Here is a 14553-nt window from a genome sequence, read left to right on the forward strand (position 1 = left end):
CGTGAGCGAAGCCAGCGCACCGCGTTCGATCTGCCTGCTGCGCCTGTCCGCGCTGGGCGACGTCACCCATGTGCTGCCCCTGCTGCACACGCTGCGCAAGGCATGGCCGGAGGCGGAGATCGCCTGGGTGATCGGCAAGGGCGAACATCGGCTGCTGGACGGCCTGCCCGGCGTGCGCTTCATCGAATACGACAAGAAGTCCGGAATCAAGGGCATGCGCGACGTGCGCCGGCAATGCGGCGGGCGTTTCGACGTGCTGCTGCAACTGCAGGTCTCGGCCCGCGCCAACCTGCTGTCCGCGTTCATCCCGGCGCGGCGGCGGATCGGCTACGACAGGTCGCGCAGCAAGGACGGCCACGGCCTGTTCATCAACGAACGCATCGCCGATCGCCCGGGGATCCATGTGCTGGACGCGATCGCCAGCTTCGCCGAGCCGCTGGGCCTGCAGCGCGATGGCGTGACCTGGGAAATGCCCGTTCCGCACGAGGCCCATGAATGGGCGCGGGCGCAGTGGGCGGACGATGGCCGGCGCAGCCTGGTGATCTCGCCCTGTTCCAGCCATGCGTTGCGCAACTGGCGCGCCGACCGCTGCGCGGCCCTGGCCGACCATGCGGCGGCGCAGGACTGGCGCATCGTCTTGTGCGGCGGGCGCAGCGAACTCGAGCGGCGCACGGGCGACGCGATCCTGGCCGCGATGCAACGCCGGGAAAGCGCGCTCGACCTGATCGGCAAGGACACCCTCAAGCAGCTGCCCGCCCTGCTGGCCCGCGCCGACCTGCTGGTCACCCCGGATTCCGGGCCGATGCACATCGCCAACGCGATGGGGACGAAGGTGCTGGGCCTGCACGCCGCCAGCAACCCCAACCGCAGCGGCCCGTATTCGGATCGGCGCTACTGCGTCGACCGCTACGACGATGCCGCGCGCAAGTACCGCGGCCGGCCGGCTTCGGAACTCAAGTGGGGAACCAAGATCGAGGCCGAGGGGGTGATGGACCTGGTGACGGTGGACGACGCCATCGCCGCATTCGAGCGCTACCGCGGCGCCATCGGCTGACCGTTCCCGACCGGGTCAGGCGCCCTGCCCGCTGCCGTAGTCCTGGTACGACTTCTCCTCGACATAGGCCGAGCCCAATGCCAGGTTGATGTCCTTCTTCACCCTGGCGCGGGTGTCGTTCTCGAAGTACACGGCGCGCGCCAGGCGCACGAACTCGGCGTCGAAGGCCTGCGCCTTTTCCTTCAGGCGGATGTCGTCCTCGATCACCCACAGGCGTTCGTTGACCGCCTTGAGCTCGGCGCGCAGCGCGGCGATGTCCTGCGCGGCGGCCGGATGCGCGGCCCAGGTGGTTTCCAGCGCGGCCAGCTCGTTGCGGACGTTGGCCAGCTTGGCCGCGTCGGACATGCGCTCGGACTTGATCTGCAGGATCGCGATCTTGTCCAGCAGTTCGCCGAAGGACACGGGGACGAGGATTTCGGACATGGGCGGGCGCGGGTTCGGACGGGCGGCCAGTGTAGCGCCTTGCCCGCGGGCGGCTCGCCCCGTATCATTCCCGGCTCGCTGCGCACCAATGTTTCCGGAGAGGTGGCAGAGTGGTTGAATGTACCTGACTCGAAATCAGGCGTACGTTTATAGCGTACCGGGGGTTCGAATCCCCCCCTCTCCGCCAGTTACGAAAGACGCCCCTCGCGGGCGTTTTTCGTATCCGCGGCGGACTGGCGACGCGGATCGGCGAACGGCCGCCTGCAGGGCGAGGGCCATGCTTGTCCGGGCCCATCCCCGGCATGCGCGCCCCGCCTTCGCACCACCTGCACGAACAAACCCGCTAGATTCCGCTGACGCGTCCGGTTCCCCCGCGCGATTCCGTTAGCCCCCTCAAGCCCCGGACGAATATCGCCCGCATGATCGAATTCGGACACCTCAGCCATGTCGGCCTGCGCCGGGAACTGAACGAAGACACGTATTACGGCGACAGCGAACTGGGGCTGTGGCTGGTCGCCGACGGCATGGGCGGGCACGAGTACGGCGAGGTCGCCAGCGCGCTGGCGCGCGAAGCCATCGTCCGCGAGATCCGCGGCGGCGCGCCGCTGGCGGAGGCGATCCGGATCGCCGACGAGGAAATCATCCGCTGCTCCAAGCGCCGCGGCGACAGCCTGCCGATGGGCACCACGGTGGTCGCCGCCAGGGTCAACGGCCCGCGCTTCGAGGTGGCCTGGGTCGGCGACAGCCGCGTCTACCTGTGGCGCGACGGCGCGCTGACCCAGATCTCGCAGGACCACAGCTATGTGCAGGAACTGATCGCGCAGGGCGCGATCACCGCCGACCAGGCGCGCAGCCACCCGCATCGCAACGTGGTGACGCAGGCGCTCGGGGTAACCGACCCGCAGCAGCTCAACGTGGAAACCCTGACCGGCGAACTGCGCCCGGGCATGCAGCTGCTGCTGTGCAGCGACGGTCTGACCGAGGAAGTGGACGACCGCAGCATCGCCAAGGTGCTGGCGCACCAGGAATGCAGCGCGCAGGAATGCGTGGACGGGCTGGTCGCGGCGGCGCTGGACGGCGGCGGTTCGGACAACGTGACCGTGGTCCTGGTGCGCCGGCACTAGCGCCCTAACCGGCGGGTTCGAGCTCCAGCCACAGGCAGCGCCCGGCCTTCTTCTGCAGTCCGAGCAGGCGCGCCGCATGGGCTTCGGCCTCGCCGGACTCGACCCGCACGCGCGGCCGCAGCGAGGCATCCGCCGCCGATCCGAGCCGCGCGGCCTGCTGCTCCACCACCGAGACGGCCGCCTCGCTGGCGAAGCCGATCTCGCCCTGCCCGGAGGTCAGCGCAAGGTAGACGTCGGTCAGGATCTGCGCATCGAGCAGCGCGCCGTGCAGCTGCCGCTGCGAATTGTCGATCCCGAGCCGCTTGCACAGCGCATCCAGCGAATTGCGCTGGCCGGGGAAGCGCTGCCGCGCCAGCAGCAGCGAATCCTCGACCGTGCAGCGCGCGGCCATGCCGGCGTAGCCGTCCAGCCGCGCCAGTTCGGCATCGAGGAAGCCGATGTCGAAGGCCGCGTTGTGGATCACCAGTTCGGCGCCTTCGACGAAGGCCAGGAATTCGTCGGCCACCTCGGGGAAGCGCGGCTTGTCGGCGAGGAATTCCAGGGTCAGGCCGGTGACTTCCTGCGCGCCGGGCTCCATCTCGCGGTCGGGGTTGAGGTAGCAATGGAAGGTGCGCCCGGTCGGGCGGCGCTCGACCAGTTCCACGCAGCCGATCTCGACCACCCGGTTGCCCTTCTTCCATTCCAGGCCGGTGGTCTCGGTATCGAGCACCACTTGCCTGGTCGCATCCCGCCTTGCCGCATCCGCCTGCATCAGCCTGCCTGCTCCTTGATCTTCACTGCCGCCGCGCGCGCCAATTGATCCACGCGTTCGTTGTCCGGATCGCCGGAATGGCCCTTGACCCAGCGCCAATCCACCTTGTGCAGTATCGCCGCGGCATGCAGGCGCTCCCACAGATCGCGGTTCTTGACCGGGTCGCCGCCCGCGGTCTTCCAGCCGCGGCGCACCCAGTTCGGCATCCATTCGGTGATGCCCTTGCGGACGTATTGCGAATCCGTGTGCAGGGTCGCGTCGCAGCCTTCCTTCAGCGCCTCCAGCGCGGAAATCGCCGCCAGCAGCTCCATCCGGTTGTTGGTGGTGTCCGCTTCGCCGCCGGACAGTTCGCGTTCGATGCCGCGCCAGCGCAGCAGCGCGCCCCAGCCCCCGGGCCCCGGGTTGCCCAGGCATGCGCCATCGGTATGGATGTCGACCTGCTTGCGCGGCTGGCTCATGCGGTGGGCATCCCCGGCTGCCAGCGCGCTTTCGCCGGCGCCCGCATCGGGGTCAGCGGCGTGCGACGCTTTTCCGCACGCAGCAGGAAAGCCGCACGCAAGCCCGCGCCATCCTGCACGGCGGGCTCGGCGGCGACCGACCAGGTCGGCCCCAGTCCGCGGGACACCGCATCCGGCGCCAGCCCGACCGCGCGCAGGCGGCGCCGCCAGGTCACCGGTTCGGCCACCCGCGGCCCTTGCCCGCGCCAGCGCAGGCGATACGGCGACAGCGGGTTCAGGGCCAGCAGCCACAGGCGTCCGCCCGGCACCAGCACCCGCGCGCATTCCTCGAGCAGTGCCGCCGGGTCCGCGCTGATGTCGGCCAGGTGCTGCACCACCACCACGCCGCAGCAGTCGCTGGGCAGCGGCAGCGGCAATCCGCAACGCACATCGCCCTCGAAGCCGCGCGCCGCGGCCCGCAGGCGCAGCAACGGCAGTTCGACCTCGCCCTCGCCCATCCCGCTGGGGCACAGCCACAGGCCGGCCTGCCCGGGACGATCGAGCGCGGCCTGGCGCAGGCTGTCGGCCTCGCTGGCCAGGATCGCCTGCCCGGCCACGCCGGCGAACCAGGCGGCCGCGGCGGCGGGCTCCGGCGGGCGGCGGAATGCGGACGTCGGCGGGGTCGCGGGCATACCATCGGGATTCTGCGGGAAAGGCCGCGACCCGTCACGACTGGACAACGCATGGATTTGCAGCCGCTGCCCGCGTTCGACGACAACTACATCTGGCTGCTGCGCGATGCCGATGGCCGCGCGCTGATCGTCGATCCCGGCGAAGCCGCGCCGGTGCTGGCCGCGCTCGCCGATGCGCCGCCACCGCACGCGATCCTGCTGACCCACCACCACGGCGACCATGTCGGCGGCGTGCCGGAGCTGCTGCGACGCTGGCCGGGGCTGGCGGTGATCGGCCCGCACGACGAGCGCATCCGGTTCGCCAGCGAACGGGTGGGCGATGGCGACCGCATCGAAGCCGGGCCATGGCGCTTCGACGTGCTGGAAATCCCGGGCCATACGCTCAGCCACATCGCCTTCCACGGCGAGGGCCTGCTGTTCTGCGGCGATACCTTGTTCAGCCTCGGCTGCGGGCGGCTGTTCGAGGGCACCCCGGCGCAGATGCGCGCCTCGCTGCGCGCGCTGGCCGCGCTGCCGGGCGAGACACGGGTCTGCTGCGGGCACGAATACACCGTCGCCAATGCGGCGTTCGCGCTAGCGGTGGAACCGGGCCATCCGGCCTTGCGCGAACGCGCGGCGCAGGCGCGCGCCCTGCGCGAAGGCGGACGGCCGACGCTGCCCTCGACGCTGGCTTCGGAGCGCGCCTGCAATCCGTTCCTGCGCAGCGACGAGGCCGCCCTCCGCGCCGCCATCGAAACCCATGCCGGGCGCCGCCTGGACGAGGTCGAGGCCTTCGCCGAACTGCGTCGCTGGAAGGACGGGTTCCGCGCATGAAGACGCTGGCCGCGACCTGCCTGATCGTCCTGCTCGCGGCGATGCCGGCAGCGGCCGGATCCGCGGCCAGGCTCGAGGCATCGCTGCAGGCGATTTCCACCGGGTTCTGGGACAACCTCGCCGACCCCGAATGCGGCAAGGCGCCGCGCCGCTGGCGCGCCCATTACGGCGATGTCCCCAAACGCCTGCGCAACCCGCGCGAGAGGCAGTTGCGGGCGGAATTCGCCCGGGTCATCGCGGCCCTGCACGGCGCCGGCCTGCCCAGCGAATTCGCCCTGATCCCGTTCGTCGAAAGCCGTTACCGCAGCAACGCGCGCAGCCCCGGCGGCCAGGTCGGGCTATGGCAGTTCACCGCCGCCACCGCCCGCCGCAACGGGCTCGCCGTGCGTTCCGGGCGCGATGAGCGGCTGGACGCCGACGCCTCCACCCGCGCCGCGGTGCGTTACCTGCAGCGCCTGCACCGGATGTTCGGCGGCGACTGGCGCTGGACCGCGATGGCCTACAACGCCGGCGAAGGCGCGGTGCGTGCGGCCAAGCGCAGGGGCGGGACGAAAGGCCTGTCCTCGATCACCCGCCATTACCCCGACAAGCTGCACGCGCTGGCCTGCCTGGTCCCGCGCCCGACTGACCCGCGCCGCCCCAACGGTTAGACTGGAGCCTTTGCTCTACCCCCACTTTTTGGCACGGAGAACACCATGGGTTTCCTGCAAGGCAAGCGCGCGCTGGTCACCGGCATCGCCAGCCAGCGTTCGATCGCCACCGGCATCGCCGATGCCATGCATCGCGAAGGCGCGGAACTGGCGCTGACCTACCAGAACGAGAAGCTGAAGTCGCGCGTCGAGGACGCCGCCGCCGGATACGGCAGCAAGATCGTGCTGCCGCTGGACGTGGCCGACGACGGCCAGATCGACGCCTGCTTCGACGAGCTGGGCAAGCACTGGAGCGACGGCTTCGACATCCTCGTACATTGCATCGCGTTCGCCCCGCGCGAGGCGATCGAGGGCGATTTCCTCGACGGCGTGAACCGCGAGCGCTTCCACGTCGCCCACGACATCAGCGCCTACTCGCTGGCCGCGCTGGGCAAGGCCGCGCGCCCGCTGATGAAGGGCCGCAACGGCTCGATACTGACCCTGAGCTACCTCGGCGCCGAGCGCGCGCTGGCCAACTACAACACGATGGGCGTGGCCAAGGCCTCGCTGGAGGCCACGGTGCGCTACATGGCGATGGCGCTGGGCCCGGAAGGCACCCGCGTCAACGCGATCTCGGCCGGCCCGATCCGCACCCTGGCCGCCAGCGGCGTGGCCAATTTCCGCAAGATGCTCAGCCAGTTCGAGGCGGTCGCCCCGCTGCGCCGCGTGGTGACGATCGAGGACGTCGGCAACACCGCCGCCTTCCTGTGCTCCGACCTGGCCAACGGCATCACCGGCGAGATCACCTATGTCGATGCCGGCTACAACATCATGGGGATGAGCGGGATCGAGTGAATCCCGCCGCACCGTTCCATGCGAAAACGCCCGGCAATGCCGGGCGTTTTCGCAGGTGCCGCCTGAGCCGCGATTACAGGCGGTCTTCGGCGACCTTGATCTGGTACTTGGCGCGCGCCGACTTCACGTAAGCCTGCTGCGCGTCGCCGCCCGCCACCTGCGACAACTGGTCGCGCAATTGCTTGCGCTCCTCGGCGGTGGCCTTGGTCAGGTCGCCGTCGCGCGCCGCGCGGATCGCGAACACGATGTACTGCCCGCCGAGCTCGACCTTGTCGACCGTCGCCAGGTTGTCCTGCGGGCGCGGCGCGTTGAAGAACGCCTCCACCGCCTGCGGCGACGGCGTCGGGCTGCGGCGCAGGATGCCGTTGGCCTCCGCCATCACCAGCTTGGCGTCGGCCGCGGCGGCGGCCAGGCCTTTCGCCTTCGCCGCCTTCACCAGGGCGCTGGCGGCGGCATCCGCGGCCTTGCGCTGGCGATCGGCGCGGATCGCCGCGACCACCGCATCCGACACGGTCGCCAGCGGCAACGGCGCTTCGGGTTCGTGGTCGACCACGCGGATGATCACGCTGCGGTTCGGCCCCTGCTCGATCGGGTCGCTGGCGGTCCCGTCCTGGATCAGCGAATCGGAGAACGCCGCCCGCAACACCTTCTGGTCGGAGGCGATGCCGGGCCCGCCGGCGCGGCTGAACGCCGGCGTGGTCTGCACCGCCAGGCCCAGCGCCCGCGCGGCAGGCTCGAGCGACGTCGGGTTCTTGTACACCGCATCCACCAGCTTGCCGCTGAGTTCGTTGTACGCGCGATCGCGTTCGGTCTGCTGCAGCTCGGTTTCGAGTTGCGCGCGCACCGCCTCGAACGGCTGCTGGTTGCCGGCGCGGATCTCGTTGACCTTGATGATGTGCCAACCGAAATCGCTCTTCACCGGCCCGCGCACTTCGCCGGCCTGCATCGCGAACGCGGCGTCCTCGAACGGGCCCGGCAGGCCGCCCTTGGTCATCAGGCCGAGGTCGCCGCCCTTGTCCCTGGAACCGGCATCGTCGGAATTCGCCTTCGCCAGCGCGGCGAAGTCCGCGCCCGGCGCGCGCGCCTCCGCGGCCAGCTTGTTGGCGCGCGCTTCCGCGGCCTGCTTGTCGGCGGCGCTGGCGCCGGCCGCCACCTGCACCAGGATGTGCGAGACCGAACGCTGTTCGGCGGTCGAGTACTTCGCGCTCTGCTCCTGGTAGCGCTTGCGCAGCAGCGCCTCGTCGATCACCGGAGCCGGCAGCGCGCTGCCGTCCACCTCGACATACTCCAGGCGCACCGTCTCCGGCCTGCGATAGGTCGAGGCATGCGCCTTGTACCAGCTGCCGATGTCCGCCGCGCTCACCGGCGCGCCGTCGGCCGGCACCGGCGGCATGGTCACGAAGCTGACGTCGCGCTGTTCGGACAGCAGGCGCAGGATGCGGTCGACCTCGCGGTCGGTGGCGAACGCGGATTGCGACAGGCGGCTGGGAACCAGCCCGTAATGCAGGTTGTCGCGCACCTTCTGCTCGAACTCGCGCGGCGTCTGCGGCGGGCTCTGCGAGGCCAGCAGCAGCTGGTAGCGGTCGGCGTCGAACTTGCCGTCGACCTGGAAATCCGGGATCTGCTGGATCTGGCTGCGCACTTCGCCATCGCTGATGACGATGCCGTCGCGCTCCGCGGCCATGCGCATGACCTGCTCGTCGATCATGTCGTCGAGGATCTTGCGCTTGTTCTCCACCGACTCGAAGGCCTTCGCGTCGAACTTGTCGCCCTGCTCCTCGCGGGCGCGCATGCGCGCGATCTCGAAGCGCTGGCGGAACTCGCTGCTGGCGATCTCCTTGGTGTTCCACAGGTAGGTCAACGGCCATACTTCGGGCGCCGACGCCCACCACGACGGCGGCTGCGCGATCCGCGCCGCATAGGTGTCGACCCGTTGCGACAGGTACGACTCCATGCCGAAGAAAGCGAACGGGATGATCAGCAAGCCGAGGATGGCGGTGGCGATCCAGCCGGAGGTCTTGTCGCGGAGTTTCTGCAGCATGGGCATGGGCGATATGGCGTAGCAGGCTAGTTTAGCGCGCCACGCGGCCCATATCCGCGGCTTCGCCCACGGCGCGCTGCCGAATCCCGGAAACGCGAAAAAAAAAGAAGCCCCGCATCGCTGCGGGGCTCCCGAACTGCAGAATCGAATGAAAATGGCGGAGTGGACGGGACTCGAACCCGCGACCTCCGGCGTGACAGGCCAGCATTCTAACCGACTGAACTACCACTCCGCTGAGCTGACAATGATAGCGGGGCTGGAAAATTCCCGCAAGCTTTTTTCGGTTCCGCCTTCCATGGCGGTCACCCGCCATGCCATCGCCGGGGCGACGGCAGGAAGCAGGTGCGCTTTCCTGGTGGGCACTGAGGGGATCGAACCCCCGACCCGCTCCGTGTAAAGGAGCCGCTCTACCGCTGAGCTAAGTGCCCGGCGCGCGCATTATCGCAGCGGCGGCGCGCCTTCGATAGTGCGGAAACGAAAAGCCCGGCGCATGGCCGGGCTTTTCGCTGGATCCGCGATGCGATGCGATGCGGATCAGTTGACCGCATCCTTGAGCGCCTTGCCGGCCTTGAACGCCGGGTTCTTGGACGCCTTGATCTTGATCGTCTCGCCGGTGCGCGGGTTGCGGCCGGTGCGGGCGCCACGCTTGCGAACCGAGAAAGTGCCGAAGCCCACCAGGGTCACGGTATCGCCCTTCTTCAGGGCCTTGGTGATGGCGGCGACCATCGCATCGACGGCACGGCCGGCGTCGGCCTTGGAAAGTTCGGCGGCGTCGGCGATGGCATCTACGAAATCGGCTTTGTTCATTTGCTTGATGACTCCCTGTACGGAATGTGGCGCGAATATTGGGTGACCGGAATCGCGACGCTCCCCTGCCGCATTCCGGTTGGCTGCCGCAACGCACAATCGGTGCGCGCCGCGGTTGCAAACCTTATACCAGCCGTTTTTTTCGCATGCAACACGGAAAGCTAATGCTGGCGCGGGTTCCAGCGCTTCGCCGACGAAAGGCGCGCAAACCGCGGATCAATGCTTGACATCGGCTCGCGCGGCATCCTCGCTTTTCGGCAACGGCGGCTGCTCCGCTTCGGCCTTCACTGCGCGCCCGGGCAACGGACGTTCCAGCGCGAGGTCGAGCACCTCGTCGATCCACTTCACCGGCACGATATTCATGCCCTTGGTGACGTTGGCCGGGATGTCGGCGAGATCCTTCTTGTTCTCGTCGGGGATGATCACGGTCTTGATCCCGCCGCGCAGCGCCGCCAACAGTTTCTCCTTCAGGCCGCCGATCGCGCTGACCCGCCCGCGCAGGGTGATCTCGCCGGTCATCGCCACGTCGTGGCGCACCGGGATCTTGGTCAGCATCGACACCAGCGTGGTCGCCATCGCGATACCGGCGCTCGGCCCATCCTTCGGCGTGGCGCCATCCGGCACGTGCACGTGCACGTCGTATTTCTGCAGGAAGTCGAGGTCGATGCCGAGGCGCTCGGTGCGCGCGCGCACCACGCTCAGCGCCGCCGACGCCGATTCCTTCATCACGTCGCCCAGCTGGCCGGTGAGGATCAGCGCGCCCTTGCCCGGCACCAGCGTGGATTCGATCTGCAGCAGGTCGCCGCCGACCTCCGTCCAGGCCAGGCCGGTGACCAGGCCGATCTCGTTCTCCGCTTCGGCGCGGCCGAAATCGAAGCGCTGCACGCCCAGGTACTTGTCGAGGTTCTTGGCGGTGACGGTGACCGTCTTCTCCTTCGCGCCCTTCGGCTGCGGGCCCTTCAGCGCGATCTCCTTGACCACCTTGCGCGCGATCTTGGCGATCTCGCGCTCCAGGTTGCGCACGCCGGATTCGCGGGTGTAGTAGCGGATGATGTCGGTGATCGCGCTGTCGGCGATCTTCAGCTCGCCCTCGCGCAAGCCGTTCGCCTTGAGCTGCTTCGGCACCAGGTAGCGCATCGCGATGTTGAGCTTCTCCTCCTCGGTGTAGCCGGGGATGCGGATCACTTCCATGCGGTCCAGCAGCGGGCCGGGGATGTTCAGCGAATTCGATGTCGCCACGAACATCACTTCGCTGAGATCGAGATCGACCTCCAGGTAATGGTCGTTGAAGGTGTGGTTCTGCTCGGGATCGAGCACTTCCAGCAGCGCCGAGGACGGATCGCCGCGGAAGTCCATCGACATCTTGTCGATCTCGTCGAGCACGAATAGCGGGTTCTTGCTGCCGACCTTGTTGAGGTTCTGCACGATCCGGCCCGGCATCGAACCGACGTAGGTACGGCGATGCCCGCGGATCTCCGCTTCGTCGCGCACGCCGCCGAGCGCCATGCGCACGAACTTGCGGTTGGTCGCCTTGGCGATGCTCTGCCCCAGCGAGGTCTTGCCGACGCCGGGCGGGCCGACCAGGCACAGGATCGGGCCCTTCATCTTCGACACCCGCGACTGCACCGCGAGGTATTCGAGGATGCGTTCCTTCACCTTCTCCAGGCCGTAGTGGTCGGCGTCCAGCGTGTCCTGCGCGACCTTCAGGTCCTTGCGCACCTTGCTGCGCTTCTTCCACGGCACGCCGAGCAGCCAATCCAGGTAGTTGCGCACCACGCCGGCCTCGGCCGACATCGGCGACATCTGCTTGAGCTTGTTGAACTCGTTCCTGGCCTTGGCCTCCACCACCTTCGGCATGCCGGCGGCGGCGATCCTGCGGGCGATCTCGTCGAGGTCGTTCGGCGCGTCGTCCAGCTCGCCGAGCTCCTTCTGGATCGCCTTCATCTGCTCGTTGAGGTAGTACTCGCGCTGCGACTTCTCCATCTGCGACTTGACCCGGCCGCGGATGCGCTTCTCCATCTGCTGCACGTCGATCTCGCCGTCGACCAGGCCGACCAGCAGCTCCAGCCGCTCGGCGGTGTCCAGCGTCTCCAGCAGCTTCTGCTTGTCGGACAGGCGCACGCCGATGTGCGCGGCGATGGTGTCGGCCAGGCGCGAGGGATCGTCGATGCCCGAAAGCGTCTGCAGCAGTTCCGGCGGCAGCTTGCGGTTGGTCTTGATGTACTGCTCGAACAGGCCCATCAGCGAACGCGCGATCGCGTCGAGTTCGCGCGCCTCGCGGGTGTCCGCGGATTCGACCACCACGCCGGCACCGGACAGGCTGCCATCCGCTTCGCTCACTTCATCGACGTGGGCGCGGGCCAGGCCCTCGACCAGGACCTTGATCGTGCCGTCCGGCAGCTTCAGCAGCTGCAGCACCTGCGCCAGGGTGCCGATCGGGTGCAGGTCGGCGGCGCCCGGGTCGTCGGTCTCGGCGGATTTCTGCGCGACCAGCAGGATGCGCTTGTCGCCTTCCATCGCGATGTCCAGCGCGCGGATCGACTTGTCGCGGCCGACGAACAGCGGGATCACCATGTGCGGGAACACCACCACGTCGCGCAGCGGCAGGATCGGCAGGACGTGGCGCTCCTGCCCTGCGTGGGAATGTTCGGTGGTGGCGGTCATGCGGGCTCCAAATGCCTGGGCGCGCAGGATAGGCGCCCACAGCCACGGTTATGGGGTTGTCCCGCGCAGGATGCAAGCGGCGTCGCAAGCTGGCCGTGAAATACGGCATTCCTCCAACGGAAAGGCCGCCTTGCGGCGGCCTCTCGGGATGTTCGGACGGGCTCAGTCGGCCGAGGCGACCTTCGGCAGCGGCGGTTCCGCGGCATTGTCGAAACCGGCGCTCTTGTAGACCAGATAAGGCTCCGACTTGTGCTCGATCACCGATTCGTCGACCACCACCTTGCTGACGTTCTCCAGCGACGGCAGGTCGTACATGGTGTCCAGCAGCACCGATTCGACGATGGTGCGCAGGCCGCGCGCGCCGGTCTTGCGCTTGAGCGCCTTCTTGGCGATGGCGGCCAGCGCGTCCGGGCGGATCTCCAGCTCCACGCCCTCCATGTCGAACAGCTTCCTGAACTGCTTGGTGATCGCGTTCTTCGGCTCGGTCAGGATCTTGACCAGCGCGGCCTCGTCCAGCTCCTCCAGGGTCGCGACCACCGGCAGGCGGCCGACGAATTCCGGGATCAGGCCGTACTTGATCAGGTCCTCGGGCTCGACGTTGGCCAGCACCTGGCCGATGTCGGCCTTGCGCTCGGCGCTCTTCACCTTGGCGCCGAAGCCGATCCCGCCGGATTCCGTGCTGCGCTGCTGGATCACCTTGTCCAGCCCGGCGAACGCGCCGCCGACGATGAACAGGATGTTGCGGGTGTCGACCTGCAGGAATTCCTGCTGCGGATGCTTGCGCCCGCCCTGCGGCGGCACGCTGGCGACGGAGCCCTCGATCAGCTTCAGCAGCGCCTGCTGCACGCCTTCGCCGGAGACGTCGCGGGTGATCGACGGGTTCTCGCTCTTGCGCGAGATCTTGTCGATCTCGTCGATGTAGACGATGCCCTGCTGCGCCTTGTCGACGTCGTAGTCGCACTTCTGCAGCAGCTTCTGGATGATGTTCTCCACGTCCTCGCCGACGTAGCCGGCTTCGGTCAGCGTGGTCGCATCGGCCATGGTGAACGGCACGTTGAGCATGCGCGCCAGCGTTTCCGCCAGCAGGGTCTTGCCCGAGCCGGTCGGGCCGACCAGCAGGATATTGGACTTGGCGAGCTCGACGTCGTCCGACTTCTGCCGGCTCTCGATCCGCTTGTAGTGGTTGTACACGGCGACCGCGAGGGTCTTCTTCGCGCGCTGCTGGCCGATCACGTACTGGTCGAGCACGTCGAGGATCTCGCGCGGCTTCGGCAGCGAGCTGCGCGTGGACTGCGCCTTTTCCTCCAGCTCCTCGCGGATGATGTCGTTGCACAGCTCGACGCATTCGTCGCAGATGAACACGCTGGGACCCGCGATCAGCTTGCGTACCTCGTGCTGGCTCTTCCCGCAGAAGGAGCAGTACAGGATCTTGGTGCTGTCGCCGGTGGTACGTCCCTGACGGTCTTCGCTCATTCGTTGCTCACTCGCCGCGCTTCACGGCTTCGGCCCGAGAATACCATACGCCCCCGCCGGGCCAAGCGGGGCCGGAAATCACGTGAAACCGCTTCAGGACGCGGGCTGCGGGCCGTGGATCCGGCCCGCATGGAGCGCATTCAGCCGGCCTGGATCGACTCGTCAGGACGGCGCACCAGCACTTCGTCCACCAGCCCGTAGTCGCGGGCGGCTTCGGCGCTCTTGAAGTTGTCGCGCTCGGTATCGCGGGCGATCACGTCCAGCGACTGACCGGTGTGGTTGGCCAGCACCTCGTTGAGGCGCTGGCGCAGGGTGAGGATCTCGCGCGCCTGGATCTCGATGTCGGTGGCCTGGCCCTGCGAGCCGCCGGACGGCTGGTGGATCATCACGCGCGCGTTCGGCAGCGCGTAACGCTTGCCCTTGGCGCCGGCGGCGAGCAACAGCGCACCCATGCTGCAGGCCTGGCCGACGCAGATCGTGCTCACGTCCGGCTTGATGTACTGCATGGTGTCGTAGATCGCCATGCCGGCGGTGACCACGCCGCCGGGCGAGTTGATGTACAGGCTGATGTCCTTCTCGGGGTTCTCGGCCTCGAGGAACAGCAGCTGCGCCACGATCACGTTGGCGACGTGGTCGTCCACGCCGCCGACCAGGAAGATCACCCGCTCCTTCAACAAGCGCGAATAGATGTCGTACGCGCGCTCGCCGCGGCTGGTCTGTTCGACCACCATCGGCACGAGGTTCAGGGCTTTGGTCAGGTGATCCATGGTTTCTCGCTAGGTTGTAGGGT

General features: G+C 68.3%; 14 protein-coding genes and 3 tRNA genes. 6 read left to right on the forward strand and 11 right to left on the reverse strand.

The features are described from left to right. Position 1: 1 nt before the first annotated feature. Positions 2-1054, forward strand: a complete 1053-nt coding sequence (locus tag FHQ07_RS03245; RefSeq protein ID WP_139715326.1) for a glycosyltransferase family 9 protein — start codon at positions 2-4, stop codon at positions 1052-1054. A gap of 15 nt (positions 1055-1069) precedes the next feature. Here FHQ07_RS03245 and FHQ07_RS03250 read toward each other — a convergent pair whose 3' ends face one another. After that, positions 1070-1477 (reverse strand): DUF6165 family protein, encoded by a 408-nt coding sequence (locus FHQ07_RS03250; protein WP_139715327.1) that lies wholly within the window; start codon positions 1475-1477, stop codon positions 1070-1072. A 96-nt stretch (positions 1478-1573) separates the two neighbouring features. Between FHQ07_RS03250 and FHQ07_RS03255 the strand changes: the two genes are divergently transcribed. Together FHQ07_RS03255 and FHQ07_RS03260 are read left to right on the forward strand one after the other, a co-directional pair. After that, positions 1574-1664 (forward strand) — tRNA-Ser (locus tag FHQ07_RS03255). A 232-nt stretch (positions 1665-1896) separates the two neighbouring features. Next, positions 1897-2601 (forward strand): PP2C family protein-serine/threonine phosphatase, encoded by a 705-nt coding sequence (locus FHQ07_RS03260; protein ID WP_139715328.1) that lies wholly within the window; start codon positions 1897-1899, stop codon positions 2599-2601. Between the two features lie 4 nt (positions 2602-2605). On the opposite strand, the gene dnaQ is transcribed toward FHQ07_RS03260, so the two are convergent. The 3 genes from dnaQ to FHQ07_RS03275 are packed head-to-tail and all read right to left on the reverse strand — an operon-like array spanning position 2606 to position 4481. After that, entirely contained in the window at positions 2606-3352 is a 747-nt protein-coding gene (dnaQ, locus tag FHQ07_RS03265) for a DNA polymerase III subunit epsilon (RefSeq protein ID WP_139715329.1), read from the reverse strand. Then, the gene (gene rnhA, locus FHQ07_RS03270) at positions 3352-3810 is read right to left on the reverse strand and encodes a ribonuclease HI (RefSeq protein ID WP_139715330.1); all 459 of its coding nucleotides are present in this window, start codon (positions 3808-3810) and stop codon (positions 3352-3354) included. Before rnhA ends, dnaQ begins: the two co-directional genes overlap by 1 nt. Further along, positions 3807-4481 (reverse strand): class I SAM-dependent methyltransferase, encoded by a 675-nt coding sequence (locus FHQ07_RS03275; protein ID WP_139715331.1) that lies wholly within the window; start codon positions 4479-4481, stop codon positions 3807-3809. Before FHQ07_RS03275 ends, rnhA begins: the two co-directional genes overlap by 4 nt. 51 nt (positions 4482-4532) lie before the next feature. On the opposite strand from FHQ07_RS03275, the gene gloB reads away from it, so the two are divergent. From gloB to FHQ07_RS03290, 3 genes are read left to right on the forward strand one after another with little or no spacing between them, the layout of a single operon-like run. Further along, on the forward strand, positions 4533-5294 hold the full coding sequence (gene gloB / locus FHQ07_RS03280) for a hydroxyacylglutathione hydrolase (protein ID WP_139715332.1): 762 nt from the start codon (positions 4533-4535) through the stop codon (positions 5292-5294). After that, positions 5291-5944, forward strand: coding sequence for a lytic transglycosylase domain-containing protein (locus tag FHQ07_RS03285; RefSeq protein ID WP_139715333.1), 654 nt, complete (start codon positions 5291-5293; stop codon positions 5942-5944). The genes gloB and FHQ07_RS03285 overlap by 4 nt, the downstream gene beginning before the upstream one ends. 45 nt (positions 5945-5989) lie before the next feature. Continuing rightward, positions 5990-6778: an enoyl-ACP reductase FabI gene (locus FHQ07_RS03290; RefSeq protein WP_139715334.1), complete on the forward strand. Its 789-nt coding sequence runs from the start codon at positions 5990-5992 to the stop codon at positions 6776-6778. A gap of 73 nt (positions 6779-6851) precedes the next feature. Here the strand turns inward: FHQ07_RS03290 and FHQ07_RS03295 are convergent, their stop codons facing one another. From FHQ07_RS03295 to clpP, 7 genes are all read right to left on the reverse strand, one after another. Continuing rightward, positions 6852-8819, reverse strand: a complete 1968-nt coding sequence (locus tag FHQ07_RS03295; protein ID WP_139715335.1) for a SurA N-terminal domain-containing protein — start codon at positions 8817-8819, stop codon at positions 6852-6854. Between the two features lie 155 nt (positions 8820-8974). Beyond that, positions 8975-9051, reverse strand: a tRNA-Asp gene (locus tag FHQ07_RS03300). Between the two features lie 121 nt (positions 9052-9172). Next, positions 9173-9247, reverse strand: a tRNA-Val gene (locus FHQ07_RS03305). 106 nt (positions 9248-9353) lie between these two features. Next, positions 9354-9626 carry an HU family DNA-binding protein gene (locus tag FHQ07_RS03310; RefSeq protein WP_139715336.1) on the reverse strand — a complete coding sequence of 91 codons (273 nt, stop codon included), beginning with the start codon at positions 9624-9626 and terminating at the stop codon, positions 9354-9356. A gap of 216 nt (positions 9627-9842) precedes the next feature. Continuing rightward, the gene (lon, locus tag FHQ07_RS03315; protein WP_139715337.1) at positions 9843-12290 is read right to left on the reverse strand and encodes an endopeptidase La; all 2448 of its coding nucleotides are present in this window, start codon (positions 12288-12290) and stop codon (positions 9843-9845) included. 162 nt (positions 12291-12452) lie between these two features. Beyond that, complete coding sequence (clpX, locus tag FHQ07_RS03320) at positions 12453-13763, reverse strand: ATP-dependent Clp protease ATP-binding subunit ClpX (RefSeq protein ID WP_139715338.1); 1311 nt, start codon at positions 13761-13763, stop codon at positions 12453-12455. 140 nt (positions 13764-13903) lie between these two features. Then, entirely contained in the window at positions 13904-14530 is a 627-nt protein-coding gene (clpP, locus tag FHQ07_RS03325; RefSeq protein WP_139715339.1) for an ATP-dependent Clp endopeptidase proteolytic subunit ClpP, read from the reverse strand. Between the last annotated feature and the right edge of the window lie 23 nt (positions 14531-14553).

This window comes from Thermomonas aquatica, assembly GCF_006337105.1.
Lineage (GTDB): Bacteria > Pseudomonadota > Gammaproteobacteria > Xanthomonadales > Xanthomonadaceae > Thermomonas > Thermomonas aquatica.

Coding starts and splice junctions, on each gene's coding strand:
- FHQ07_RS03250 (WP_139715327.1), bottom strand. CDS start 1,477: ATGTCCGAAATCCTCGTCCCCGTGTCCTTCGGCGAACTGCTGGACAAG.
- FHQ07_RS03260 (WP_139715328.1), top strand. CDS start 1,897: ATGATCGAATTCGGACACCTCAGCCATGTCGGCCTGCGCCGGGAACTG.
- dnaQ (WP_139715329.1), bottom strand. CDS start 3,352: ATGCAGGCGGATGCGGCAAGGCGGGATGCGACCAGGCAAGTGGTGCTC.
- rnhA (WP_139715330.1), bottom strand. CDS start 3,810: ATGAGCCAGCCGCGCAAGCAGGTCGACATCCATACCGATGGCGCATGC.
- FHQ07_RS03275 (WP_139715331.1), bottom strand. CDS start 4,481: ATGCCCGCGACCCCGCCGACGTCCGCATTCCGCCGCCCGCCGGAGCCC.
- gloB (WP_139715332.1), top strand. CDS start 4,533: ATGGATTTGCAGCCGCTGCCCGCGTTCGACGACAACTACATCTGGCTG.
- FHQ07_RS03285 (WP_139715333.1), top strand. CDS start 5,291: ATGAAGACGCTGGCCGCGACCTGCCTGATCGTCCTGCTCGCGGCGATG.
- FHQ07_RS03290 (WP_139715334.1), top strand. CDS start 5,990: ATGGGTTTCCTGCAAGGCAAGCGCGCGCTGGTCACCGGCATCGCCAGC.
- FHQ07_RS03295 (WP_139715335.1), bottom strand. CDS start 8,819: ATGCTGCAGAAACTCCGCGACAAGACCTCCGGCTGGATCGCCACCGCC.
- FHQ07_RS03310 (WP_139715336.1), bottom strand. CDS start 9,626: ATGAACAAAGCCGATTTCGTAGATGCCATCGCCGACGCCGCCGAACTT.
- lon (WP_139715337.1), bottom strand. CDS start 12,290: ATGACCGCCACCACCGAACATTCCCACGCAGGGCAGGAGCGCCACGTC.
- clpX (WP_139715338.1), bottom strand. CDS start 13,763: ATGAGCGAAGACCGTCAGGGACGTACCACCGGCGACAGCACCAAGATC.
- clpP (WP_139715339.1), bottom strand. CDS start 14,530: ATGGATCACCTGACCAAAGCCCTGAACCTCGTGCCGATGGTGGTCGAA.